Source organism: Natrialba aegyptia DSM 13077 (assembly GCF_000337535.1).
Lineage (GTDB): Archaea > Halobacteriota > Halobacteria > Halobacteriales > Natrialbaceae > Natrialba > Natrialba aegyptia.
Genome location: NZ_AOIP01000056.1, coordinates 59,287 through 84,653, shown reverse-complemented (window position 1 = coordinate 84,653; position 25,367 = coordinate 59,287). Strand labels below are relative to the sequence as shown.

Sequence of the window (25,367 nt, the reverse complement as noted above, 5' to 3'; positions counted from 1 at the left end):
GTAGCAGTCATCCATCTCACTGATGACTATCTTGCAATATCTGTGATTCTTCTCACCAATAGCGTAAATGCCCAGCAGTGAACTTTCTTTCTTATACTGAGTTAAAACTCAACAATTAACATAATCATGTTCTCGGTTGTAACTCATGATGCGATCGCCTTAACGATCGCTTGGGAAACAATGAAGGAAAAAGGACAGCAGACCCGTCGAACTGCACTAAAACAACTTAGCCTACTCGGAGTTGGTGGTATTGTTGGTACTGGTACTGTGGCTGCAAACGATCTGACCCCACCAGAACCGGATGGTGATCCTGTAAGTGCCCAGGATCAGGACACCTATACAGGACCGGACATGTACGGAGACGGTGACTTCCAAATCGGGTTAGGCACTGACATTACTGCCTATGCACCGTCCCACAGCAAGGGGTCTAATCAGTGGTCATACGACTTTACAATCGAAGGTACTACCGCCTGCCGCTTTGTCGATAGCAGTGGAGATCCGATCAAGGACAATAAAAACGAGGCCATGTGGTGGCAAGATATCAAGGTGAGTGGTGCGTCAGACATCTATAGTCGAGATGATGCAGATTGGATCGGCTCTTCTCCGACTGATCAGTCGGGTAACTTCGACTACTCGGCTTATGCGCTGTCTCGAGATGGAATCACTCTCGCTCTTACTGCATTGAATCCTGCAATGGGCGGACTGGCACTTGGTTCAACATACTTCCTATCTGATATGGTTCACTGGGTTTCCAGTCAATCGGATAGTAGTGGGTCCGTCTATCGTAAATGGGATTATACTCCTCTGAACGGACCGGCATGGGCAGACTCTTCGACCTTCTTGCTCGTTCGCGATGAGCTCAATCTCGAAGCCTCAGAGTCGTTCACTGTTAAAAACACGGGAATCGCATTCCCAGAATATCCGGTGGTCACAGAGTTTGATGTCTCTTTCACGGCTCCCCCGCATCCGGATACGCTCACCGCACAAGAGCGAGAAGAATACGGCATTAAGAAGGTCGATACAAGCGAAGCCGCAATAGCCCCGGCTAACAAAGACGCAGCTTCTGAAGAGGTCTTTATCGCAGACCCGAAGAAGAACATCGAAGTGTCACCTGTCACTGATCCTGGGATTGCTGACGAGGTCTACAAGGAGATGGACGAAAAGCGGGAGGGACTTGAGCTCGAGTAACTAACGAAATTAGAACTTCCAACTTCTCTTTTGGTTGTGCTGCTTCATTCGTTGAAGGGTGCAGAGACAAAATCGGAATCAGGTGGGCCGTGACGGACGATTTTGATTGCGGATCTGGTTACCTCCTCTAACTCAATTTCAGTCGCTGATTCCAGTAGTACGCTAACCGGTCTGGGATTGTAGTCTCCTTTAAGAACGACTACTGTTTCGATGTGTTGGTTATACTCCTCAGTATGTAGTTCCCAACGTAATCTCACCTGTACCTCAGAGTCATCTGGTCTGGAAAGTACTACTCGAGCGACCAATCGATCAGGCGCTACTTGGTATGCTTCTGCCTCATCGATCGAAGCCTGACTACTCTCGCCTTGATTGAAAGCTGAACAGCCTGCTAAGCTAGCGATACAGCTAGTACTTCCAGCAAGGAAGAAACGTCGTGTTGTCCTTGAGTTCATATTTGTCTTTCAGTGGATTTATGGCTCGATCTACTCGTCTCTAACTTACGTATAGTTGCATATATTTAATTCGGTTAATCACAACTATATTTTTGAGATCCAATCTGCTAGTACCCTCAATACTGGCGTGGGTCGCCATGGCCGGAAAGCTCGAGTTTCCCATGGCGATTTGAAAGCGAGTCAGCGAAAACACGACGGGGAACTTCTTCCTTTCCGGTGTAATCGTCCAGTTTGGACTCTATGTGATCATCCTTGTTGCGCTCTTGCTTTGTCGACCGTATCTGAACGAGTTCATCAGCGTTGATATGGCGTTGCCTTGTTGAACGCAAGATGGCGTCGGGGTGGTGTCAATCATTCACGGTTTGACGACGTTAGAGACCGGTTCTTGGAGTCAGGAGATGCAGTAGCTGTCGCTTGCGGTGTTTGTCGGAGAGTCAGAATTATGGCATCTTGCACCATTGCTCCAGTGACGACGGCGATGCCGTTCCCGGATACGTCCAGAGAAGAGGGAGCAGGCGGCGGAGTTCATGCATCCGGTACTCCTGTTCCCACCGGCAGAGTGAGCTGTAGTGCGGTGGGTCGTCGAGATCGAACTCGGCAAGAACACCGGGCATCTCGTTGAGGTAGTCCTCGGTTTCGCGGAGACTTTTCTCCAGTTCGACGCGGAACAGAATCAACGCGATCTGTATCCACTCGGCGTACCCGTCCGCGCCGTCCGGCGCGGTGGGTACGTCCGGATCATCAACGTGCTGTTTGGCAATATTTCGACACATCCACGCTAGCCGTCTGAGCGATGCCATATCGGCAGACGGCGTCTATTTCCCGGTTAATCTGACGGAATATTACAGTGAGACCGTCTGAAACTGTCGTTACTCGGCGGCAAAACAAGGCATTCGAACTGCTACAGGATCCGTTGTAGTGAGCCTGAGTGGGGGAGCTTGGGATATCCGTCTTCCGTTAACAGTGGCGACAATGGCTCACGAGCAAGCGGTCAAGTCGACGCTTGGTTATAATGATATTGATGGACAGGTTCGTGAGTGGATGCTGCTAAATATTACTGCTACGCCATCAGATGGAGAGCGTGAGACGCTTGCCGTAGTCGACACTACTGGACCAGATNCGTGAGTGGATGCTGCTAAATATTACTGCTACGCCATCAGATGGAGAGCGTGAGACGCTTGCCGTAGTCGACACTACTGGACCAGATGTTTCAGTCCCCACACTTACAAATCAGCGAGAGACAGCGAAGAGTTCGGTCACACGGCACGTAAACACATTAGAGGCCGACGGATGACTAACATCACAGATGAAGGACCGAACCAAGCACGTTTCGATCACACTCGCGGGTCGACTCTCTCTTGCAAGGACTGAGTTAGAATAGGATTACCATCCCAAACTAATTTCTTAATAAATTCATCGGGAATGAAGCCCGTGATCCGACGGGTCGGCGGATCGATCAGTCGTCGTCGTGTCCGTGGTCGTCGTCTTCCTCGTGATCATGGTCGTGATCGTGGTNGCACGAGGGCCTCCCCGTCAGGTCCGCGCTGGAGGTTGCGGAAGTTGTAGGGAGAGCCCACGTCGGTTGTGGTGATCTCGCCGGTCTTAGCGTTGACCAGGGCCACCTCGGTCATCGGCTCCTCGCCCTCCTCGTCCGTGCGGTAGTCGCCCAGGAGGATGGGAGAGCCCTCGGAGGAGAAGAGGTTGCCGATGCGGGAGAACTCCTCACCGGTATCGTGCTTCTCGAAGCTGTCGCCGTCCCAAACCAGGACCCCGTCCTCACAGCCGACTGCAATGATGCCGTCCGGCCCTGCAGCTTCGCCGTGGACGCCAGGGCAGTCCTCGTTGCGGTCCACTTCCTCGCCGTCAGCGTCCAGGAAGCGAGCGCCGGAACGGTCCTCGAGCGTTTCCAATCGCGAACCGTCCTCGAGCACCACAGCGACNCTTCCTCGCCGTCAGCGTCCAGGAAGCGAGCGCCGGAACGGTCCTCGAGCGTTTCCAATCGCGAACCGTCCTCGAGCACCACAGCGACGCCATGGTGGGGACCCTCAGTTTCGAAACGTTCGGTCTCGATGCTGTCAGCCTCGACGTCGAGGTCGGCAAGATCCAGGGAGTGGTACTCACCCGTACCGTCGAAGAACAGGGTTCCGATGCCGTCATGAGAGACCACGTGACCCGGAGTGTCCCCATCAACCGTCACATTTGAGAGGTATGGGTCGGTGGTGTAGTAGTGGTTGTGGTCACCGTGGGGCTCTCCCCACGTGCCGGCGTCCAGGAGGCGGAAGCTGTTGCCCTCCGTGAGGAAGGCGTGCCGGCCATCCCCGGCCTCATTGATACGGACGAACCCTTCGGCGTCGAACTCATCGAGCACCTCCAGGCTGTCGCCGTCAAGCACGGCGACACCGCCGTCATAGGTGACGGCTACGCGCGGCTCGGCTCCTCCGACTTCGTTCTGCTCCCGCTCAGAAGGGTCAATGTCGTCCTCNCCGCCGTCATAGGTGACGGCTACGCGCGGCTCGGCTCCTCCGACTTCGTTCTGCTCCCGCTCAGAAGGGTCAATGTCGTCCTCACCCTCGTCCTCGGGTTCGCCCTCGTCGTCCTCCCCCTCCTCGCCGCCGTCGGTACAGCCGGCGAGCGCCGCGGCGACCATCACTCCCCCACTCAGCTTCAACAGTTCTCGGCGTGTACGTGCCATACCTCCCACAAACGAGAACGGGGACAAAAGTGTTATCATCTACACCACAATAATTAATAAAATGTCGTATCGTATCCGTCAGTGTTAATAATCTTCGAGGGGGCGGTGGCGACCAGGTGCTCCTCGGCGTCCGCGAGGCACGCCTCCGACGTTCCCGCGGCCGCCCAGAGCGTGTCGAACTACCCTAGAGTGGGGTCGAACAGCACGGGTACATCGGAATCGTGGCAGATCGGCGGGACGCCGCCGATCGACCAGCCGAGCAGCTCTCTGATCCGGTCAGCGTCGGCCATTCCGACCGAGTCAGCACCCATCGCCTCGGCGACCCGGTCCTCGTCGACGCGGTTCGCACCGCTGGTAACGACCACGACGGGCTCGCCATCGGCCTCGAAGACGAGACTGCTCGCGATCTGGGCGACGTCACAGCCGACGGCGTCGGCGGCCGCGGCTGCCGTCTTCGTCCCCTCCGAGAACTCCTCGAATCGCCCGTATGACTGTCTTCTGTTGAGATTGCCGAAATCGATTCCGCCAGTTCCACTCTTGTGGGCCACACTACTCTGCATGACGATACGCGTCTTACCTTCCGTCTCTATGAGGTGATCTATGAGGAGTCCAGTGAGTACGAAGTGTCCGAGATGGTTAACCCAAATTGGAGTTCGAATCCGTCTTCTGTCGTCGAGTACGGCGTCATCATTACACCAGCGTTGTTGAGAAGTACATCGAGTCGATGAACTCGGAATCGAAATCAGTAGCGAACTGTCGAATCGATGCTTGGCTTCCAAGGTCGAGTTCCAGCACCGTCAGTGATGCACCGGTGACCATCGATTCGATTTCTCGTCGTGCACGGTTTGCCCGCTCAAGACTCCGGCATGCCACGACGACGTGCGCCCCCTTCTGCGTGAATGCCTTGGTCGCTTTAAATCCTAGCCCACTGTTCGCGCCAGTCACGATGGCTGTGCGGCCAGATTGGTCGGGTATATCCTTTGCAGTCCAGTCATCCGATTGTGTCGACGTTTCCATCCTCTGATTAAAGTGAGTCTACGGTCCTGAGTACTGTGCTACTATAGAAGTGCATTTAAATACACTCTCGTGGGGAACAAAAGGATATGATTGAATATGAGTCGGCACCGGCTGTACCGATCTAGAGGATTAAGTCTGAGTAGCGTCTCCTCCATCCTATGACAGTGTCTGCGGAACTCCTCGTCAGTTCACCCTCGCTTCCGTTCGTTCGTTTCGCAGAATCGTTACCGTCCAATCGACTCGAGTGTGAACACGGCCTGTGCCTCGGAGAGGACTCTCAGGTGTTCGTCGTCCATCTCGACCCAGCAGATGGTGTTACTGAAGATGATCTCATAGCTCTCGATGAAGTAGTAGGGACAACCCCCCTTGGACGCGAGAGCGGCAGGGATGTCTATCAGCTCGACGTCAAACTGGAGGATACTGTTTCGGAAGCGTTCGTTCCCGGACGGTTCGCCAAGGCTCAAACAGAACCGACGACCATCATTCCGGAGGGATGGTACGAAAAGAAGATTTTTCGAGATTATGAGTCGTTCAATACTATGCGGAATCATTGCGATGAGCATGGCATTCGGGTCGATCTTCTCTCGATCACGCAGGATTCTCCGTCCCCAGATGAACACTCACCATACGGGCTAACTGCCCGGCAATACGAGGCACTGGCGCTCGCTATCTCTCGCGGCTACTACGATAATCCCCGACAGGTCACGGCAGGCGACTTGGCTGAGGAGATGGGTATTTCTCAACCCTCGATGTCGAATCTTCTTCGCCGAGGGGAACGCCAGTTGATCACGTCGACCATTGGGACACAGCCACAGTAGACGTTCCATACTTGAGTCACTCACTGGGTCTCTAATCAGATGCTACTATCCGGGACGCTCTATGGAGGAGTGCTCGGGCTAGCGAAGGGACTTAAATGAGGTTTTAGAATAGCATCGAATCCAAATGGCGCGCGGTCTACCTTCAAATGTGGAAATGGAAACCGTCACGCTAAACAACGACGTGGAAATGCCGATCCTCGGATTCGGTACGTATCAGATTGATGATCTCGAAGTATGTGAACGAAGTGTCTCCGATGCTCTCCGTACCGGGTATCGTCTCATCGATACTGCGGCCGGGTATGAGAACGAAGAGGCTGTTGGCAGAGCGATCGAGACGAGCGATGTAGCGAGAGAGGACGTGTTCGTCACCACGAAGCTCTGGATACAGGATGCTGGCTACGAAAGTACGAAGCGGGCGTTTGAACGGTCACTTGACCGACTGGGACTGGACTATCTGGATCTGTATCTGATCCATCAGCCCTTCGGTGACGTTCATGGATCATGGCAGGCAATGGAGGACCTTTACCACGAAGATAAGATTCGAGCCATCGGTGTTAGCAACTTCCACCCGGATCGCTTGATCGACCTGATCGTCCACAACGAGGTCGTCCCTGCAGTCAATCAGATCGAGACACACCCCTTCTACCAGCGGACCGAAGACGCTGAGTTCATGAGCAGGCATGAGATCCAGCATGAGTCCTGGGGGCCGTTCGCTGAAGGACGGAACAACCTCTTCGAGAACGACGTGTTGGTTTCGATCGGCGAACAGTATAGCAAATCGGCTGCACAGGTCGTTCTTCGATGGTTGATACAGCGAGGAATTGTTGCGATCCCTAAGTCAGTCCATGAGGAGCGGATCGTCGAGAACTTCGATATCTTTGGTTTCGAACTGAGTACCGAAGATATGAACACGATCTCAGAGCTAAATGAGTTTGAATCGCTGTTCCCTGACCACCGGGACCCGGAATTCGTCAAACAACTAAGTGAAGTGGAGGCCAATACCTGAGAGCTCACAAGCGCCAACTCCCCCTCAGTTCCACCCAGTCCTCGGATGTTTCCCGATCGGATTTCGAAAAGCAGTAACTCGAACGCTCGGCTCAGACGGTTCAGACACCACTACAACCACAATCGATCAAATCAAGCACTCAATGACCGAACACCAGCCGAAGAGGTACTAAACTAGACAGTACCCAGCCACAAAAGACACATACTACCGTATATGTATTAGACGTCATCATTATAATTAATAGAGCTTTTCCCATCGATTTCCGTCTTAGATAACGATATCCAGTCGGTGATTACCGATCTGGACAGGCGAATGTTTATTGGCGCGCTGGTCGGCATCGTCGGGGTCGGACTGGCCTTGGAGTGGGCCTACTGGACGACGATAGCGTTGCGGCTCGACCTGCTGCGAGCGCTGGTGGGACCACTGCAACCAATCGTCGAGTTAGTCACCTTCGTTATTGGGGCTCTCGTGTACGTGCGGAATCGGCCAGCAGCGAGTGTCCTGGAAATCGGTCTCGTCGTACTCTGGGGGGCGTGCGCGATAGCCGCTGCGTATGTCTTCATGTTCTTTTTCGCACCCATAGTACTAAGCGATGCCCAGATCTCGACCGTTCTGGTGTCTGGTGGCTCCGAATTCACGCAGTGGCAACTATTCCTCTATCTCGGACAGACCGCCATCTTCGCCGAATTGTACGCCGCTGCGGCGTCTCTGCGTGATAGACCGCTTATCAGCGCCCTCGTACTGCTTCCCCTTCCGGTCTGGATCGTTGGCGTCTTGGCGATTATGTAGGCCGTTTCGTCGCAGTTCTGTGTCTCTTATGGAAATCAATATCCGCCAGATGAGGGACCAATCAGACGCGACTTGCCCGTGATGATCGCGCCGAATGAGTGTGTCTTGGTGTCTCTTACGCACCCGATTGAGACCGAGCTATCCCCTTCTCGCGAAAGATCGTGTGGTTCAAATCCGGGAGGCACCGTCCGTCTGCGATCGACAACGCGTATCGCAAAGCGAGTGACCCGTCGGCCACGAACCGCCTTCTGAACCGACGAGGACGTCTCACGGCGACGCCTTCGTCAGCGGTCCGAGTGGAGACCGGACGGACTGGAGACGACGTCGTACTCGAGCAGAGCGCATCACCAAGATCGCGTCGTGGGAAGCGAGCACCGGGGTCACCGATCGAGCCAGCGATCCAACCAAGCGTAGGCGTTCGACCGGACGTCGGCGGGGAACTCGTGGCCGCCGTCAAAGAACGTCAGCTCGAACCGCTCTGGAACGCCGGCGTCGGCGTAGGCGTCCAAAACCGTGTCGCCGAGCCGGCGGACGGAGTCCGGCGGGAAGATGCCGTCTTCGGTACCGTGGGTCACCAACAGCGGCGTCGGAGCCGCGTCCGCCAGGACGTCGTCCATATCGCCGACCGTCAGCAGCCCGGGGACGTACAGCGCGAAGTTGTGGGTGATCTGCTCGCGCTGGACGGCCGCGAGTCGCGCCGCACCGCTTGAGACGACCGCGGCGTCGACGCGGTCGTCAAACCAGGCCACCCAGGCGGCCTCCTGCCCGCCGAGCGAGTGCCCGAGCACACCCAGGGAATCGGGAGTGACCGAGTCATGGGCTTCGAGGATGTCGAGCGCGGCGGCGAGGTCCGAGAGGTACTTCGCCTGGAGGGAGGAGCCGCGCAGCAGACGGTCCATCGCGACGAACTTCTCGTAGTCGGCGCCCGCGGGGGCCGTCCCGGCCGCGCGCTCGCGCTCGGCCGGGCGGCGGTCCTCGAAACAAAGCAGGTCCGGACAGCAGACGACGTGGCCGCGCCGGCAGCACTCGACGCCGTAGTGGTACGCGGCCGTCTCGCTCAGCCCGGCGGGGTCGGACTTGCCGACGGCGAACTCGCCCGCGTGGGGGTGGACGGCGAGGACGCCGGGGCGCTCGTCGCCGGCATCGATGTCGTCCGGCACGAGCAGATAGGCTCGGGCTCGCTCTCCCGGTTCGACGTCGTACTCGACGAGTCGGCGCTCGAACCCGTCGGCGGCCATGGTCGAGACGATTTCGACGGCCGGATCGGGGCGGTCGGGGATCGTTCCGAGGCGATCGAGGATCGCGTCGCGAGTGGCACTCACACCGGCACGACGACCGGCGGGACCATAACTACACGCGTGATGCTCTGCAGATCGAACGCTGTCCGCCGCCCGGACCGACGGGCGCGACGTCGAACATTTATCGGCGTTCGAATCGATGTTCAGAACGGACCAACGGTTCGATCGCATCATGGCCGACGACGATTCCCCGCCACCGGACCCGCCAGGCGGCAGTCCGGAGACCGTCACCGGCTCCGATCGGATCGCCGCGGCCGCGGATCGGTTCATTCGATTCGTCAACTGATCGCGGCCTGGGTATTCGCGATCCTCTTCGCGATCGGCGTCGTCGACCTGACGCTGCAGATCTGCGGTCGATTCGAGCGCAGACCATCACTGATCCGCTCGTCGTCATCGGGTTCATTGACACCGGCCTCCTACTGTTGATCATCGTCGAGGTGTATCACACGGTCATCGCGTACACGCAGGAGAGCGAAACCCGCCAGATCGTAGGCTCGTCATCTACACTGGCGTGATTGCGATGGTCCGGAAGGCGATCATCTTCCGGACGGACGAGTACGCGACCGCGCAGGACGCCCTCTTCGCCGCCGTCTCGTACACGATCATCATCTTTGGCCTAGTCGCCTTGCTCTTCGCAGAGCGCGTGTACGGCTGACGCCGCGGCCGCACTTCGTTCGTCGGGTCGGCGTGCCCGGACGGCTCGGCGAACGTCGGCTCGAAATTTATGCCGCGGTCGACCGAAGTCGATGTCGTGGCCGTGGAACTGCTCGGCAAGGACCGGATCGAGGAACGACTCGCGGCCCTCGTGGATCCCCTGGCCAAGTTCCACGAGACCTACGAATCGATCGGCGAGTACCCGTCGCTGGTGGTGCTCTTTCGACCGCCCAGCGGCGTACGACGACGTCGCGATGCACCCCGACGCGGGCGACTTCGTCGACCCGCGGACCCGGGAGTGGAAGCAGTACATGCTCCCGGAGACGAACGCGGAGAGCGTGGCTCGGTGTCCGCTGCCCGAGCGAACCGACGTTGAGGGGAGTCGGCGAGGGCGCGAGCGACGGTGACGGCCGCGAATTCGCGGGTCAGAGGCCCGTAGGATCGAGGCTTGTGGATCCTCGCTCGAAGGCCGGAAGCCGCGTGTTCGCGGAACCGGCATGCCGTTCGGGCAAGCCACTCTTCAAGAGGCGGGCCGCTGTCGGCACGAGTATGAGCGACGAGGCGATCACCAACGAGAGCGACACGTTCGAGATCGGCGACGCGACCGTCCACCGGCTCGGGTTCGGCTCGATGCGGATCACCGGCGAAGACATCATCGGCTCGCCGGACGACGAGGGCACCGCACGCGAGGTCGTCCGGCACGCCGTCGACTGCGGCGTCGACCTCATCGACACGGCCGACTCCTACGGCCCGGCCGTCAGCGAACGGCTCATCGGCGAGGCGATCGGCGACCCCGACGACGTGCTGGTCGCGACTAAGGCCGGCCTGCTGCGCAACGACGACGGCGACTGGATCGCCCACGGCGATCCGGACTACATCCGCAATCAGGTGCTCACCTCGCTCGATCGCCTGCAGACGGATACCATCGACCTCTACCAGTTCCACCGACCCGACGACGACACGCCCTTCGAGGACTCCGTCGCGACGTTCGCCGAACTCAAAGACGAGGGGTTCGTCGACGAGGTCGGCGTCAGTAACGTCTCGCCGGAACTCCTCGACCAGGCTCGCGAGCAGGTCGAGGTCGCGACCGTCCAGAACCGGTACAACCTGAACGATCGCGGGAGCCAGGAGGTCCTCGATATCTGTGAAGAGAACGGCATCGGCTTCATCCCGTGGGCCCCGATCGACGGCGACGACCTCGACGCACACAGCGACCTCCTCGACGAGATCGCCGACGAGCACGACGCGACGTGGCGTCAGGTCGCACTGGCCTGGCTGCTCGAGCGCGCGGACGTCATCCTCCCGATTCCGGGAACCTCGGATCCCGACCACCTCGAGTCGAACGTCGCCGCCACTCACCTGTCGCTCAGCGACGACGAGGTCCAGCGGCTGACCGAGGCCGCGAACTGAGGCCACCGCGGTCGCGACGCGGTCGGTGTGTTCAGAATTCTCGTTTCGGCGATACACGTGCGTCGTCTTGTGCCACTTGTTCTTACCTAAGTGGAGCTTTCGGTCGTTCACGTACCGATCCGTATCGCTCTTGAAGAGTCGCTTCGCCTGGGCTCTCTCACTCGTGTGCATCCGCTTTGGAACGACATACGTGAGCCCGCGTTTGCTGACCATCTCCAGAACGTGTTGACTGTTGAACTCTCGGTCCATCAGTACATTGTCAACGTGGACGAGGTCCTCAGCCGAATTGAGCAGGTCTTCGACGATCGGCTTGATTTCGGGCCGTGCGCCCGTAGCCACGGCGCGAGCGCGACAGTTGCGTTCCCGCTCTCGTCCCTTACCAAGAAGAGTTCAACGAGTAACCGCTACTGGAGTTCTTCGATGAGGGAAGCAACCGCTTCGTCGGCGATATCGCCTTCAAGACGACCTTGCCAGAAATCGATGTCCTCGTGGTCAATTGATTGGACACCCCACGGGACGATTCAACTCTCATCCGGCGTCCCGCCACGAAGCCAGCTCTCCGAATCCGGGGCATTTCGATGAGTTCATCAAGAAGTGTCCGATAGGTCGTGTTTTTCCGAACCTTGAGGCAGAGCAAGACGATATGCTGGTGGAGCGTGTAGCGTCGTTTTGAGAACTTCGAGGAATATTGAGCCACGGCTCGCCGGGCCAAGTGGAATGCTTGTTCAACAAATTGGAGTACCCGTGACTTCGGGAGGGCCTGCATTCGGTCACACTACCGGTCGAACCTGTAACCTCTGGAGGATTTCAACAGAGCCCCTCGAATGACGCTGAACAGCACCAGCCGCTATGTCACCAGATTCTTCAGCGGGAACGGCAACCATAGCGGTGATGAGAGACCGGTTTGAGGGACTGTCAGGACGAGAGACAGTACTAGTGTCCCGTCAGACAGTGGGCCTTCTCGTAGCTGTCTGCGTGCTCGTCGTCGGCGCAACGCTTCCACCACTGCCGGCGCTGACCGTTGACGGACAGCGCACGCTTGCAGTCTTCCTGACTGCGCTCGTCCTCTGGCTGACTCGACCCATGCCGTATGTCGTCTCGAGCGTTCTCAGCGTCACGTTACTGTTCGCGCTGGGGACTGTCGATTCGTTCAGTGCAGCGACGACGGGATTCACGTCGACGCTCGTCTTCTTCCTACTGTTGCTCCTGTTGTTGGGTGACGCGACGGCGAGTGTCGGTCTCGATCAACGGGTGGCGCGTCAACTGCTGACTGCAGACAGTACGCCGCGTCGGACGCTGCACTCAGTTGCCGGGAGTATTCTCGCATTGGCACTGGTGATGCCCTCTGCGATGGCTCGCGCGGTAACATTCATTCCGATCGTGAAACGACTCGCGGGTGCGTTCGAATTAGAAGCCGATAGCGGCTTCGAAAGTGCGGCGTTTCTCGTTCTCGGCCACGTCAACCCGATCGCGTCGATGGCGCTAATGACCGGTGGCGGAATGGCGTTAGTCACCTCCGAGATCGTCGCGACCACGGTCCGGTCAATAACGTGGGTCGACTGGGCCGTGTTGATGCTTCCGCCGACGGTCCTCCTCTACGCGTTGGCGACCCTCTGTGCGGGTCTGTTCGCGACGGTCGACGGAGAGACGACGATCGGCAGGGATAACGGGATCCGACTGGAGGTGGATGGCGAGGGGACGACTCCATTGACTCGCGAGCAGCGTATCGTCGGAATCGTCCTCTTCGGGGCCGTCGTGAGCTGGATCGTCGGATCGTTCGTCGGGTTACCAACGGTACTACCGGCTGTCGCGGCGGTCACAGTGCTCTCCATACCGCCCGTCAGCATTATCTCGGCGGAGGATATCGCAGCGGTGAACTGGGGTATCATCTTCCTCATTGGCGCTATGTTATCGATTCTGGACGTCATGGACGCGACCGGTGCGATTAGGGCAGTCATCGATGTGCTCATGCGGTGGGTTCCGTTCGAGCTACTCGCCCACTGGCAGATCGTTGCAGTGCTGGTCGCCATCGCTGTCTGGATCAGAATCCTGTTCTCGACCGGCTCGGCGGCGATCGTCGTTGCGCTCCCGATCGTCCTCGAGTTCGCGGACGCGTTCGGTATCGACCAGCTGTCTCTCGCGCTTACCGTGTTACTGGTCGTCGGTTCGACGACGATCCTCCCGTTTAACACGACGGCAGTATTGGTATCGATGGATCGAGGGCCGCTATCGCATCGCGATATCGCCTCGTTCGGAATCGTGACGATGGGACTCTCTTTCGGTGTCGCTGCCCTCTCGTGGCTCGTCTACTGGCCGCTGGTGACCTGATCGCGACAAGCGTGAGCTATATATGAACGGACCGGACTCTTCCCTATAGGTGGGTCGCCAATTCTACGTGTTGAGTTCACTACTGTGCCGACGGGCGTGATGGCGAAGATCCATCGAGAGATGGACGACATCCGGAGTATCGAGCTCGACAACGCGTTCTACGTCGAAGATGGAACGTGGATTGAGTCCCTGACCGTCGCGTCAAACACCGGGTTTGACCCCGAAACGGTCCTTGAAGGTATCTCCGGCACATCGGTGTTCTATAGCAGTGAGATTCCGACCGCATCGGACGATCTCGAGATTCGCCGACTGACCATTTTGGCAACGGAGTCGTACCCGTTTATTCTGGGTCTGGTCCTCCGTCAGGAGGCGATTCCGAACCGCATCGTTCTCCAGAATGACGTCTTCGAAATCGTGACGACGACGCGCGACTGGGACCAGTTTCGGTCGATGGCCGACGAGGTCCAAGAGACCCTCGGCGAGTTCGAACTCCTGTCGGTGACCCAAAACGAGAACCCCGGCGAACCGCTCGACAGCGGACGGTTAACGGAGGTTCTCGTCTCGAAACTCACTGACGAACAGTTGGCTGTCCTCGAGACGGCGTACAATTACGGCTACTTCGATATCCCCCGAGAGGCATCAGCAACTGATCTCGCCGACGAACTCGACATCGCTCAGTCGACAGTGAGCGAACGTCTTCGGACCGCCGAGCGAACATTGCTCGAGCTCATTTACGGGCCGCAAGAGTGATCGCTATCCGAGTTCGTCTCGAGAGTGGGTTTTCACACCATCCCTCACTTAAAGAATGATAGCTATCGGTGCCGATAGGGAGTAGACCGAACCTAGTTAGCCCATAACGTGGGGGTGGATGACGACGCAAGAAAATCATGAAGGTTCGGTCGCAGGGGTCGGTGGCCGACTCACGCGACGTGGCTATATCGCCACGGCCACCGCGGCGCTCGGAACGAGCGCATTGGCGGGCTGTAGCGCTAGTCGTGGCGAGAGTCTCGAGCCGGACGTGCCCGATGGCGTCCCGGAGACTGTCGAAACGAAGCACTGGCGCGAGTGGGAGACCGTCGACGCTGAATCACCACCGCTGGATTACAGCGCGACGGCCGGTTCGGTGCTCGACCGGTTACCCGTAGAGTTCTCGAGCGAGGACGATCCGTGGATGCGCGAACACGCGTTGATGGTCAAGCGCGGTCTCAACGACCTGGGTATGGCCGTCAGGCTCAACGATCGACCGCTGAACCAGCTATACGCCCAGAGCTGGGAAACGCGGGGGCTCGAGGCGGTCATCTCGATGAGCACGCACGGGCCCGACCCGCAGCGGGGGCTCGATCCGAACCCGCTGTTGATGCGCGCGACCGAGGAATCGCTCTCGAACTACGACAATTACCACAATCCCGAGCTACAAGAGGTTCTCACGGAACAGGCCCAGACGACCGATCGCGAGAAGCGCGAGGAACTCGTCGACCGCGCGCAGGAACTGTTCGCTGAAGATGTCGGGGCGCTCATCACGCTGTACCCGAACATCATCACGGCGGTGAACACGGAGCGGTGGAGCGGCTACGTCGAAACGCCGGGCAACGGCCCGACGATGGACTCGTTTGTCTGGACGGAGGTCAACCTCCAGCCCGAGACGGACAACCGGACCTACGTCAAGGGTGTCACCACGTCGATGAACTCGCTGAATCTGCCGTGGGCCGCCGGCGGCGCGGAGGCCAATCGACTCACGTTCATCTACGACGGATTATTCGACGCGACACCCGATTTGGACGTGGTCCCCGCACTGGCGACCGGTGGCGATTTCGTCGACGATACGACCGTCGAACTCACGCTGCGCGAGGGCGTCGAGTGGCACGACGGCGAGGCGTTCACCGCCGAAGACGTGACGTTCACCGTCGAACTGTACGACGAATACGCCTCGACGAGTCAGGTGCCGTTCTACGAGCCGATCGAGTCCGTCGAGGTGCTCGGCGATCACGAAGTGCGGTTCAACCTGTCGAACCCCGACGCCTCGTTCATGACCCAGCGGGTCGTCCGGAGCGTGATCCTCCCGAAACACCGGTGGGAGGACGTCGACAACCCGTCTCAGCATAACCCGGACGCCCCCGTCGGCACCGGCCCCTTCCAGTTCGAAGACTGGGAGCAGGGGACCCGGTTCGAGGCCTCGCGCAACGAGAGCCACTGGATGTTCGACGACGACTGGCGGGCCGACGCCCTCGGCGATCAGGCCGAGCGCGGCCCCGGCGTCGAGAACGTCATCTGGATCAACGTGAGCAACGTCGATGCGCTGATCGGCTCGCTCCAGAGCGGGTCGATCGACGCCATCGGGACGACACTCTCGACCCTACAGGCCGACCGTGCGGCCAACACCGACGGGATCGAGAAGATGTCCGTCGGTAGTTACGCGCCACTGAACGCGAAACTCATGTTCTCCTGTCCGCCGATCCGGGACAAGGAATTCCGCGTCGCGCTCGCGAAAGCGGTCGACTCACAGGGGTTCGTCGAGGACTTCCTCCAAGGACAGGCGACGGTACCGAACGGAGAGAACCTGATTTCGTCGCTCACCCAGTGGCACAACCCCGAGACGACCGACTACAGCTACGACGTCGAAGACGCACGAACCATCCTCAAGCGGGCAGGCTACACGTGGGACGACGACGGCAACTTGCGGTTCCCCAACGGCGACGCGTGGGGAGCGTTTGTTGAGCGACTTCAGCCCGAAAACACCAACGAGCGCCGCTCGGACCTCGACCAACCAGATTTCTCATGAACAGCCAGACACCAATGGACCGCACAACCGACTGCTTCCCGCGACCGTCGCGGGGGCGGACCCGACTCGAGGCGAACCGACACCCTGACCACGCCGCCGCTCGAGCCGAGCGCGCACCGCTCGAGTGCGACAGTGCGGCCGGTGCAACGGCGCGGCCGGCGACCGGTATCGTGGCGGGTGAGAACCGATGAGCAAATTCCAGCGGTTCCTGCTCAAGCGGCTCGCGATTTCAGTCCTCCTGACGCTGGTCGCCGTCTCGGTCATCTTCGTCGTCCTCCGGCTCCTGCCGGGGAGTCCCTTCGAGGCGCTCGTCACCTCGGGGAACCTCAATCAGGAGCAGATCGACGAGATCCGGGCGATGTACGGGCTCGATCAGTCGATCTGGAAACAGTATATCAACTACCTCGGGAGCCTGCTGACCTTCCAGTTCGGCTACTCCATCCTGCGGAGCCAGCCGGTCTGGGAGGTCCTCGAGCCGCGGCTGATCAACTCGCTGATCCTGCTCGTGCCGGCGCTGGTGACCACGGCGATCCTGAGTTCAGTGCTGGGGATGTACGCCGGCTGGAACCGGGGCAGCCGCCTCGAGAAGGCGAGCATCGTCTCGACGACGCTGCTGCGCTCGACGCCGGTGTTCATCACGGCGATTTTCTTCATCATCGTCTTCGCCTACAATCTGGAGATCGTCCCCGCGCTCGGAATGCGGTCGATCCGGGCGACGCCGGACGGCTACCTCGAGACGTTCGTCTCGCTCGACTTCCTCCATCACTACCTCTTACCGTTTACCGTCGCCGTCCTCTACTACAGCGGCGACTTCCTGCTGTTGGCCCGCAACGGCGTCGTCGAAAAACGCGGCTCGGAGTTCCTCAAACTCCACCGGGCGAAGGGACTCACCGAGATGGAGCAACTGGCCCGCGCGGGCCGCAATTCGATGCTGCCCATCCTGACCTACTTCACGCTCCGACTGGGCATGATCTTCCAGGGGTTGATCCTGCTCGAGGTGGTCTTCAGCTGGCCCGGTATCGGCCGCGAACTCGTCTTGGCCATCCAGCAACAGGACTACCCGCTGGTCCAAGCCGCGGTCTTCATCATGGCGCTGGCGGTCATCATCGCGAACCTCGCCGCCGACGTCCTCTACGCGTACTTCGATCCGACGGTATCGACGAACGGAGGTGGCTCCGCATGAGTACCGAAACGAAACCCGAGGCAGAGCTGTACAAGCGCGCCGACGCGCTGTGGACGACCGTCCGCGACCAGTTCGCGTTCCTGCGACAGGACCCGATGGCCTTCGCCGGCATGCTCGTCGTCGCGGCGTTCGTATTCCTCGGGCTGTTCGGGCCGTACCTGGCCCTCCACGACCCGATCGAGCATACCGTTCGCGGCGACGGCGGCTCCGTGCTCCGGCTCACGGCCCCGAGCGCGGACGCGTTATTCGGGACGACGGCGTACGGCAAGGACGTGCTGAGCCAGTTCCTCGCCGGCGCGCGGCCGACGCTCATCGTCGGCCTGTTCGGCGGGCTGGGAACGGGCGCGCTCGGCTTCACCGTCGGCGTCGTCAGCGGCTACTACGGCGGCTGGGTCGACGAACTCCTGATGCGATTGACCGACCTGACGTTCTCGCTGCCGTTCATGCCCATGGCGTTGCTGTTGCTGACGTTCATGACGCCGAACATCTGGCTGATCACAGCGATCATCGCCACGTTCCTCTGGAAGATGCCAGCGCGGGTCGTCCGCTCCGAGGTGCTGTCGGTCCGCGAGCGGACGTTCGTCAGGTCCGCTCGAGCCAGCGGGGCGAGTAACCTGCGGACGATGCTGTATCACGTCGCACCGAACGTGTTGCCGATCGGATTCCTCTATACCGCCTACGGCGTCGCCTGGGCGATCGCCGCGCAGGCGAGTCTGGCGTTCCTCGGCTTCGGCGATCCGACGATGACCAGCTGGGGTCGGATGCTCCGGCAGGTGTTCGCGTCGGGCAACATGCGCGTTGCGTGGTGGTGGGTGCTTCCGCCCGCGATCGGTATTGCTGCGATAACCACCTCGGTGTTCCTCATCGGACGAGCCTACGAGGAAGTCATCAATCCCGAAATTCAGACCGACCAATGACGCTACTCAACGTCGAAAACCTCAAAGTCACGTACGCGACCGACGACGAAACAGTCCACGCCGTCAACGACGTCTCGTTCAGCATCGACGAGGGCGTCAACTATGGTCTCGCCGGTGAGTCCGGTTCTGGGAAGTCCACCGTCGCGGAGGCGCTACTGGGGCTGCTCCCGGGGAACGGCACCGTCGAGCGCGGGACGATCGAGTTCAATGGGACCGATCTCACCTCGCTCTCGGAGGCCGAACGGAGGGACGTCCTCTGGGAGGACATCGCCTACATCCCCCAGAGCGCGATGGACTCGCTCGATCCCGTGATGTCGACCGGCGACCAGATCGCACAGGCGATCCACACTCACCGCAACGTTACGGACGCGAAGGCGCGCGACCGCGTCCGCGAACTGTTCGAGATCGTCGGCCTCGATCCGGACCGAATCGACAACTATCCCCACGAGTTCTCCGGCGGGATGCGTCAGCGAGTCACCATCGCGATGGCGCTGGCCCTCGAACCGGATCTGATCATCGCCGACGAGCCGACGACCGGGCTGGACGTCATCGTTCAGGACAAGATCATCGACAAGATCTTAGAGATCCAAGAGCGGATGGACAGCTCGCTGTTGTTGATCACCCACGAAATCGGTGTCATCGCGGAGACCTGCGACGACCTCTCGATCCTCTACGGCGGGAAGGTAATGGAACAGGGAAGCGTCGACAACGTGCTGGTCAACCCAACCAACCCCTACACGATGGGGCTGAAGAACTCCTTCCCGGAGATCGACGAGAACGAGGACCCCGTCGCGATTCCCGGCTCGCCGCCGAATCTGAACCGAGAGCCGACGGCATGCGTCTTCGAGGACCGCTGTCCGTTCGCCACGGACGAGTGTGGGGAGTCCCATCCCGATCTGGTCGATCTCCCCAACCGGAACCACCGCTCGGCCTGCCATCGCGTCAAGGAAGCAGCGCAGCTGCGTCGAGACGCCGACGAACCGGAGACGTGGAACATTCCCGACGACGGTGACGCCGACTCCGACCGCGGCGAGGTCATCCTCGAGACGGACGCGTTGGAAAAACACTACGAGCAGAGCCAGCCGTTGCTGAGCAAGCTCCGCGGCGAGGACCCCGACTACGTGAAAGCGGTCGACGGCGTCTCGCTGTCCGTCCGTCGGTCGGAGGTGCTCGGCGTCGCCGGCGAGTCCGGCTGCGGGAAGTCGACGCTCGGCGAGACGATGGCCTTGCTCGAGGATCCGACCGGAGGCGACTTCATGTTCGACGGGGAACCCTACGAGTACTATCGGGACGGCAACCTCCAAGAGTTCCGGCGGAAGGTCCAGATCATCTTTCAGGACCCCTTCGATTCGCTGAACCCCCGCCAGACTGTCCGCAAACTCGTCGGCGAGCCACTGACGATCCACGACTACCGCACGGACGAAAAAGAGCGGGCGATCGTCGAGACGCTCGAGAAAGTCGGGCTGACCCCTGCCGAGAAATTCCTCGACCAATACCCCCACGAACTCTCCGGCGGGCAGCGCCAGCGCGTGGCGGTCGCCAAGGCGCTGGTTCTGGATCCGGACTTCCTGATCTGTGACGAGCCGGCGTCGATGCTTGACGTCTCGCTGAAAGTCAACTTGCTGAACCTGCTGCGCGGGTTAGCCGACGCGGAGGACATCGGGATCGTCTACATCTCCCACGACCTCGCAAGCCTGATGCAGGTATCGGATCGGCTGGCCATCATGTACCTCGGCCGCGTCATCGAGGAAGGCGACGTCGATCGAATCGCGTCCCAGCCGCGACACCCCTACACCTCGTCGCTGCTCTCGGCTGCACCGGAAAAGGATCCGACGGCCGATCGAACGCGCGTCCTACTCGAGGGTGAGCCGCCGGACCCGGTCGACCTCCCCTCGGGCTGTGCGTTCGCCCCGCGCTGTCCGAAGGCACAGGGGTCGTGTTGGGAGGCCGAGCCGGCCATCGACGAAATCGGCGATGAGACCCATCGAGCGGCGTGTTATTTCCCGAAGGGAGAGGAGGGACTCAACGCGTCGGACGCATCGGCGGTAGACGAGACCAAGTTCCCGGAATCGGCCAACACTGACTCGGTCGGTGACTGACTTCCATGCCCGGTCTCGAGACGACTGCGGTAGGAAGCGCCCCGGTCGACGTCGATAGCGCGGCTATCGTCCCGAGTGCCGTCGGCGTCGATCCGTCGACGAACCTTGTGGCCGCCATCGGAATCGGGACGCTACTGGTGTTGCTTGTGCTGTCGGCGTTTTTCTCCTCGGCGGAGATAGCGATGTTCTCGCTGGCACACCACCGCATTGAGGTGCTCGTCGAGGACGGGAGACCCGGTGCCGAGACGGTGCAGGCACTGAAATCTGACCCCCACCGGCTGCTGGTGACGATCCTCGTCGGGAACAACCTCGTCAACATTGCGATGTCGTCGATCGCGACCGGACTGTTCGCGATGTACGTCGGGCAGGGACAGGCGATGGCGGCGGCGACGTTCGGCGTGACGGCCGTCGTCTTGCTGTTCGGCGAGAGCGCGCCGAAATCGCACGCCATCGAGAATACGGAGTCCTGGGCCCTCTCGGTCGCTCGGCCGCTGCAGGTCTCGAAGTATGTGCTGTATCCGCTGGTGGTCACGTTCGATACGTTGACTCGTCTCGTCAACAATCTCAGCGGCGGCGGAACCGCCGTCGAGTCGTCCTACGTGAGTCGTGAGGAGATCCGAGAACTGATACGGACCGGCGAGAGTGAGGGGATCATCGAGGCCGACGAACGCGAGATGCTCCAGCGGGTGTTCCGGTTCAACGACACCATCGCAAAGGAAGTGATGACACCGCGACTGGACGTAACCGCCGTCCCCCGAACGGCGACGGTCGATGATGCTGTCGCGAAGTGCGTCGAGAGTCGTCATACCCGCCTGCCAGTGTACGAGAGAGACCTCGATGCCATCGTCGGGGTCGTCGCACTCGGCGATCTCGTCCGAGACTCCCAGTACGGCGAGTCAGTTGAGGATTCCTCGCTCGAGGCTCACATCGAAGAGACGCTACACGTCCCGGAGAGCAAACACGTCGACGAACTGTTCCACGAGATGCGTCACGAGCGGGTCGAACAGGTCGTCGTTATCGACGAGTTCGGGACGACGGAAGGGATCATAACGACCGAGGACATCGTCGAGGCGGTCGTCGGCGAGATACTCGATACGCAGGAAGACGAACCCATCGAAAGCGTCAGCGAACGGACGGTCCGGGTCGACGGCGAGGTGAATATCGAAGCCGTCAACGATGTCATCGGCGTCGAATTCCCGGAAGGAGAGGAGTTCGAGACGATCGCCGGCTTCGTCTTTAATCGAGCGGGACGACTCGTCGAACCCGGCGAGACGTTCGCGTACGACGGCGTCGAATTAACCGTTGAACGCGTCGACGACACGCGAATCAAGCGTGTCCGCATCGACGAACCCGATCCATCGATAGCCGACGATTCGGGCGTGGCTACCTTGAGTTAGCGGGTCGTTCCTACTCTCCCGTATCCGACATAACAGTGACTACTGGCCGATCGGCCTCGAGTAGGACGGACTGAGTCGTACTCCCGAACAGAGCCTTGCCGGTCGGAGACCGTTTTCTGCCGCCGATAACGATGTACTCGGCGTCGATATCGGCTGCGACGTCCAGAATCGATGGAACTGGTTCGCCGACGCGTCCGACCGTCGAGATCGTCTCGCGATCGCTGTTCTCGAGCGTTTCGACGACTACTTTGTTCGCGACGTTCGCTGCAGCGTCGGCGCGCTGCGGTTTGCTATACCCCTGCACATCCGAGACGCGTTCGACAGCCGCCTTGCGAGATTCGAACGCCTCCTGTGAGACGACGTGGAGGACGGACAATTCTGTCTCGTAGGCCGAAGCCAGATCGTATCCGATCTCGACGACGGAATCGTGCTCACTCGTCGCATCGACGGCTGCAAGTATTGACATATTCGAATAGCCGTGGCCGAATTATGTAAATATACGGAATGGTTCCACCACGGTGAGGAAGGAACAGACATTCAGATATTATTTTTCAAGATATATCGATCCGTTCCGTCCCAAAGAGTGCTCGAGACAGTTCGCGCGAATCTCGACCACGGTGAGTCGGGCGAACACCGCGAACATGTCCAGCAGATGGAACGTGGAGCACTGGACGCAGCCAAGCGGCTCGAACAGCGAGCTGATAATGGATTGTTCGGCTCGACTCGAAAACGTCTCGTTCACCGACTCATCAGAACGTATCGCGCTTACATCCAGACACGTGAGTACCCAAAACAGGGTCTGGCCCACATATTCACGGCGTGGCATGAAACACTCCGTGACGCCGGCGACCTCCTCGTCACGGAGGGAATTTTGAACAGTTCCAACGACGTCTGGTTCCTCCGAAAAGGCGAATTGTTCGCTGCGCTCGATGGTGACTCGATCGCGGTCAATATCGACGCCAGACGCGCCGCGTTCAACCGCCACGCGGCACTGGATGCGCCACCAGTGTTGACGAGCGAAGGTGAAGCGCCAAGCGGGGACATCGAGCGTAAGGATGTCCCGGAAAACGCACTCGTCGGAACGGGCGTGTCAGGCGGTGCTATTGAAGGGATTGCCCGCGTCGTTCACGATCCCTCCGAAGAGACGATCGAGAAGGGTAAAATTCTCATCGCCTCGTCGTCCGATCCCGGCTGGACGCCGTTATTCCTGAACGCAGCAGGCATCGTCGTAGAAGTTGGCGGCCGGTTGAGCCACGGCGCGCTCGTCGCGCGCGAATAGGGGCTACCAGCCGTGGTGTCGGTACCTGAAGCGACACGTCGCATCAAGACGGGACAGCGGGTGCGGATTGACGGAACCCGGGGAACGGTTGAGATCATTGAGGACGATTGATGGCTCACTCACTGGATCGTTCTGGATCGTTCTGGAAAAATCAGCTTCGGTAGTTCGAAGAAGTTCGAGATTCTGCAGAGACTGAAGTCAGGGAGAGAGTCCACTCGTGCATGGTACGTGTTGAATCCGATCCAACCAGCCTACATTTCGGCGGTGGCTATGCATAACGAATCGACCTAGCCGACTTCTGGTATTGTGGATAGCCATCGGCATCGCATTAGGCGTGGCTCTCGGGGCAGCGTGGAGTCGAACAGGGGATAGTAGCCAGCTCGATTAGTCACGAACACGTCGCAAGTGGTTCCCTCCATTCGTTACCGACGAATGAGTTATTTCGAGCGGGAGTGTCTCGAAGGATATGCTTGAACTGAGTACCATTCTCGCATTCATTCCAATCGCATTCGCCCTCATCGTCTCCCCTGGTCCAGACAGTATCTACACGTTGACCAGAAGTATCAGCGACGGGCGTACCTCGGGTATCACTGCTGCACTCGGATCCTCGTCTGGAAGCATCGTCCACACGACCGCGGCTGTACTGGGTCTTTCCGCCCTGCTACGCACATCGGCGGTGGCTTTCACAGTCGTCAAATTCGTCGGGGCGGCATATCTCGTGTATCTGGGCATTCAGACGTTTAGAAATTCCGAAGAGTTCGAGATAACGCCGGAGAGAACCACTTACACGCCCAGCGCGTCGTATCGGAGTGCTCTGATGATCAACGTCCTAAACCCGAAGGTGGCGATTTTCTTCCTCACGTTTCTCCCGCAGTTCGTCGAACCCGGAGGCAACGTTTCCGTCCAGATATTCCTGCTCGGCGTCCTGTTTGCGGGTCTTGGATTCGTCTATCAAGCGATGCTGGCGGTGTTCTCGGCCCGAGCGCGGCGGGTAATCACGGAACGAGATCTCGTGAAGACCATGCTGCGCATGGCAAGCGGAAGCGTTCTGGTCGGGTTTGGTGTCAAACTCGCCCTTGAACGAAGACCTACTACGTAGGAAAATCCCTTAGCTACGCAAACTGGCTACAAATGGCGTTTAGCCGACAATAATGACGGCTCCGTTCTCGACCTTCATGCTGACAACACCTTCCGTTGGCCATCTTACGTCATCGCAGTGAGATTTAAGTGAGCAGGCACTGTCTAGATGAGAGTTTGAGGAATGAGCAGGTGGTGGCGAGAAGTGTCCAATGCAACTCGCCAACCTGCTCAGAGAGACCTTAGACGTGGATTGTGATGAGGTTTGGGAGAACGAGCGCACCCGACACCCGTCAGGGTGTTCGGGGTGCGTCTGCATTCGATGGGATTGTCGGTTCGAGAGATTGTATCAGTGCTCGAATTACTCGGCATTGACCGCTCTCACGGCGCAATCTGGAACTGGACGCACAAGCTTTCGGAGGCCCAGAGCGACCCGCCGACGGCGCAGCCGTCGCGAGTCGCGGTCGACGAGAAACAGATCGAGGTTGACGGCGAGAAAAAGTGGCTGTACGCCGCGATCGACACCAAATCAACGCTGCTGCTCGAAATCGACATCTACAGCCGTCCCCAGAACGCCTTGCGTTCTGGTGTGCGAACGAGACGCTGTGCGTCTCGTCAACGCCNGTCAACGCCGCGGGACTGACCCCGCGGCGGCGTTTCTGCACCGTCTCACCGAGAAACACGATATCGACGAGACAGAGTTTCTCGTCGATGCTGGCGGCTATCTGACTGCCCTCGCACGCCACGAATTGAGTGGTCAGCTCAATTACAGTGACCGAAACCACGTCGAAAAGTGGTTTCAGACGGTCTCAATGCGGCTCGACCGCTTTCACTCCTTCTGGCGCGGCAGTCCGGCCAGTGCAAGACGCTGACTTAGACGCTTCAGACACTACTACAACCACGATCGACCGAATCAAGCACTCAATGCCGAACGCCAGCCGAGGAGATGCTAAACTAGACAGTGCCACTCATGCATTGAGCACG

At 59.4% G+C, this 25,367-nt stretch carries 19 protein-coding genes and 9 pseudogenes; 20 read left to right on the top strand and 8 right to left on the bottom strand.

Features of this window, described 5'->3' with window-relative positions; genetic code table 11:
* Positions 1–126: 126 nt before the first annotated feature.
* The gene (locus tag C480_RS19760; RefSeq protein ID WP_241433888.1) at positions 127–1,188 is read left to right on the top strand and encodes a halocin-H4; all 1,062 of its coding nucleotides are present in this window, start codon (positions 127–129) and stop codon (positions 1,186–1,188) included.
* A 961-nt stretch (positions 1,189–2,149) separates the two neighbouring features.
* Here the strand turns inward: C480_RS19760 and C480_RS19755 are convergent.
* A pseudogene (locus tag C480_RS19755) lies at positions 2,150–2,440 on the bottom strand (IS5/IS1182 family transposase); the annotation flags it as partial.
* 1,232 nt (positions 2,441–3,672) lie between these two features.
* On the opposite strand from C480_RS19755, the gene C480_RS23575 reads away from it, so the two are divergent.
* Complete coding sequence (locus C480_RS23575) at positions 3,673–3,843, top strand: hypothetical protein (protein ID WP_161607037.1); 171 nt, start codon at positions 3,673–3,675, stop codon at positions 3,841–3,843.
* A gap of 542 nt (positions 3,844–4,385) precedes the next feature.
* Here the strand turns inward: C480_RS23575 and C480_RS24845 are convergent.
* Positions 4,386–4,853 (bottom strand): annotated as a pseudogene (locus C480_RS24845) (YbaK/EbsC family protein).
* Positions 4,854–5,022: 169 nt separating this feature from the next.
* Positions 5,023–5,277 (bottom strand): SDR family NAD(P)-dependent oxidoreductase, encoded by a 255-nt coding sequence (locus C480_RS22660; protein WP_161607036.1) that lies wholly within the window; start codon positions 5,275–5,277, stop codon positions 5,023–5,025.
* Between the two features lie 230 nt (positions 5,278–5,507).
* Between C480_RS22660 and C480_RS22655 the strand changes: the two genes are divergently transcribed.
* From C480_RS22655 to C480_RS19725, 4 genes and pseudogenes are all read left to right on the top strand, one after another.
* Positions 5,508–6,167, top strand: a complete 660-nt coding sequence (locus C480_RS22655) for a helix-turn-helix domain-containing protein (protein WP_006667417.1) — start codon at positions 5,508–5,510, stop codon at positions 6,165–6,167.
* Positions 6,168–6,321: 154 nt separating this feature from the next.
* Positions 6,322–7,173 carry an aldo/keto reductase gene (locus C480_RS19730; protein ID WP_006667416.1) on the top strand — a complete coding sequence of 284 codons (852 nt, stop codon included), beginning with the start codon at positions 6,322–6,324 and terminating at the stop codon, positions 7,171–7,173.
* Positions 7,174–7,257: 84 nt separating this feature from the next.
* Positions 7,258–7,350, top strand: a pseudogene (locus C480_RS23305) (IS6 family transposase); the annotation flags it as partial.
* 111 nt (positions 7,351–7,461) lie between these two features.
* The gene (locus tag C480_RS19725; protein ID WP_241433886.1) at positions 7,462–7,962 is read left to right on the top strand and encodes a hypothetical protein; all 501 of its coding nucleotides are present in this window, start codon (positions 7,462–7,464) and stop codon (positions 7,960–7,962) included.
* Positions 7,963–8,342: 380 nt separating this feature from the next.
* On the opposite strand, the gene C480_RS19720 is transcribed toward C480_RS19725, so the two are convergent.
* Positions 8,343–9,284: an alpha/beta hydrolase family protein gene (locus C480_RS19720; RefSeq protein WP_006667414.1), complete on the bottom strand. Its 942-nt coding sequence runs from the start codon at positions 9,282–9,284 to the stop codon at positions 8,343–8,345.
* A 148-nt stretch (positions 9,285–9,432) separates the two neighbouring features.
* On the opposite strand from C480_RS19720, the pseudogene C480_RS24840 reads away from it, so the two are divergent.
* The 3 genes and pseudogenes from C480_RS24840 to C480_RS19705 all read left to right on the top strand — a co-directional run bounded on the left by C480_RS24840 (position 9,433) and on the right by C480_RS19705 (position 11,324).
* Positions 9,433–9,915: pseudogene (locus C480_RS24840) on the top strand (phosphate-starvation-inducible PsiE family protein).
* A gap of 91 nt (positions 9,916–10,006) precedes the next feature.
* On the top strand, positions 10,007–10,321 hold the full coding sequence (locus tag C480_RS24625) for a YqcI/YcgG family protein (protein ID WP_083873438.1): 315 nt from the start codon (positions 10,007–10,009) through the stop codon (positions 10,319–10,321).
* Between the two features lie 142 nt (positions 10,322–10,463).
* On the top strand, positions 10,464–11,324 hold the full coding sequence (locus C480_RS19705) for an aldo/keto reductase (protein WP_049904063.1): 861 nt from the start codon (positions 10,464–10,466) through the stop codon (positions 11,322–11,324).
* 21 nt (positions 11,325–11,345) lie between these two features.
* Here C480_RS19705 and C480_RS24380 read toward each other — a convergent pair.
* The 3 pseudogenes from C480_RS24380 to C480_RS22635 all read right to left on the bottom strand — a co-directional run.
* Positions 11,346–11,636, bottom strand: a pseudogene (locus C480_RS24380) (transposase); the annotation flags it as partial.
* Positions 11,637–11,728: 92 nt separating this feature from the next.
* Positions 11,729–11,884, bottom strand: a pseudogene (locus tag C480_RS24835) (ArsR family transcriptional regulator); the annotation flags it as partial.
* Positions 11,878–12,090, bottom strand: a pseudogene (locus C480_RS22635) (IS5/IS1182 family transposase); the annotation flags it as partial. The pseudogenes C480_RS22635 and C480_RS24835, both read right to left, overlap by 7 nt.
* A 125-nt stretch (positions 12,091–12,215) precedes the next feature.
* Between C480_RS22635 and C480_RS19695 the strand changes: the two are divergent.
* The 8 genes from C480_RS19695 (at position 12,216) to C480_RS19665 (ending at position 22,027) form a co-directional block, all read left to right on the top strand.
* Positions 12,216–13,652, top strand: a complete 1,437-nt coding sequence (locus C480_RS19695; RefSeq protein WP_049904061.1) for an SLC13 family permease — start codon at positions 12,216–12,218, stop codon at positions 13,650–13,652.
* Positions 13,653–13,751: 99 nt separating this feature from the next.
* Entirely contained in the window at positions 13,752–14,402 is a 651-nt protein-coding gene (locus C480_RS19690) for a helix-turn-helix domain-containing protein (protein WP_006667409.1), read from the top strand.
* A gap of 118 nt (positions 14,403–14,520) precedes the next feature.
* Positions 14,521–16,431, top strand: a complete 1,911-nt coding sequence (locus tag C480_RS19685; protein WP_006667408.1) for an ABC transporter substrate-binding protein — start codon at positions 14,521–14,523, stop codon at positions 16,429–16,431.
* A 14-nt stretch (positions 16,432–16,445) separates the two neighbouring features.
* A complete protein-coding gene (locus C480_RS23570) occupies positions 16,446–16,622 on the top strand; it encodes a hypothetical protein (protein WP_161607035.1) in 177 nt (58 codons plus the stop codon).
* Positions 16,619–17,614, top strand: a complete 996-nt coding sequence (locus C480_RS19680; protein WP_006667407.1) for an ABC transporter permease — start codon at positions 16,619–16,621, stop codon at positions 17,612–17,614. The genes C480_RS23570 and C480_RS19680 overlap by 4 nt, the downstream gene beginning before the upstream one ends.
* Positions 17,611–18,531 (top strand): ABC transporter permease, encoded by a 921-nt coding sequence (locus C480_RS19675; RefSeq protein WP_006667406.1) that lies wholly within the window; start codon positions 17,611–17,613, stop codon positions 18,529–18,531. Before C480_RS19680 ends, C480_RS19675 begins: the two co-directional genes overlap by 4 nt.
* The gene (locus tag C480_RS19670; RefSeq protein ID WP_006667405.1) at positions 18,528–20,630 is read left to right on the top strand and encodes a dipeptide ABC transporter ATP-binding protein; all 2,103 of its coding nucleotides are present in this window, start codon (positions 18,528–18,530) and stop codon (positions 20,628–20,630) included. Before C480_RS19675 ends, C480_RS19670 begins: the two co-directional genes overlap by 4 nt.
* A gap of 5 nt (positions 20,631–20,635) precedes the next feature.
* Entirely contained in the window at positions 20,636–22,027 is a 1,392-nt protein-coding gene (locus tag C480_RS19665; RefSeq protein WP_006667404.1) for a hemolysin family protein, read from the top strand.
* A gap of 10 nt (positions 22,028–22,037) precedes the next feature.
* On the opposite strand, the gene C480_RS19660 is transcribed toward C480_RS19665, so the two are convergent.
* Positions 22,038–22,493: a universal stress protein gene (locus C480_RS19660; protein WP_006667403.1), complete on the bottom strand. Its 456-nt coding sequence runs from the start codon at positions 22,491–22,493 to the stop codon at positions 22,038–22,040.
* A 186-nt stretch (positions 22,494–22,679) separates the two neighbouring features.
* On the opposite strand from C480_RS19660, the pseudogene C480_RS24690 reads away from it, so the two are divergent.
* The 3 genes and pseudogenes from C480_RS24690 to C480_RS22630 all read left to right on the top strand — a co-directional run bounded on the left by C480_RS24690 (position 22,680) and on the right by C480_RS22630 (position 25,341).
* Positions 22,680–23,417, top strand: a pseudogene (locus C480_RS24690) (PEP-utilizing enzyme).
* 355 nt (positions 23,418–23,772) lie between these two features.
* On the top strand, positions 23,773–24,405 hold the full coding sequence (locus tag C480_RS19650; RefSeq protein ID WP_006667401.1) for a LysE family translocator: 633 nt from the start codon (positions 23,773–23,775) through the stop codon (positions 24,403–24,405).
* Positions 24,406–24,595: 190 nt separating this feature from the next.
* Positions 24,596–25,341: pseudogene (locus C480_RS22630) on the top strand (IS6 family transposase).
* Positions 25,342–25,367: the final 26 nt, after the last annotated feature.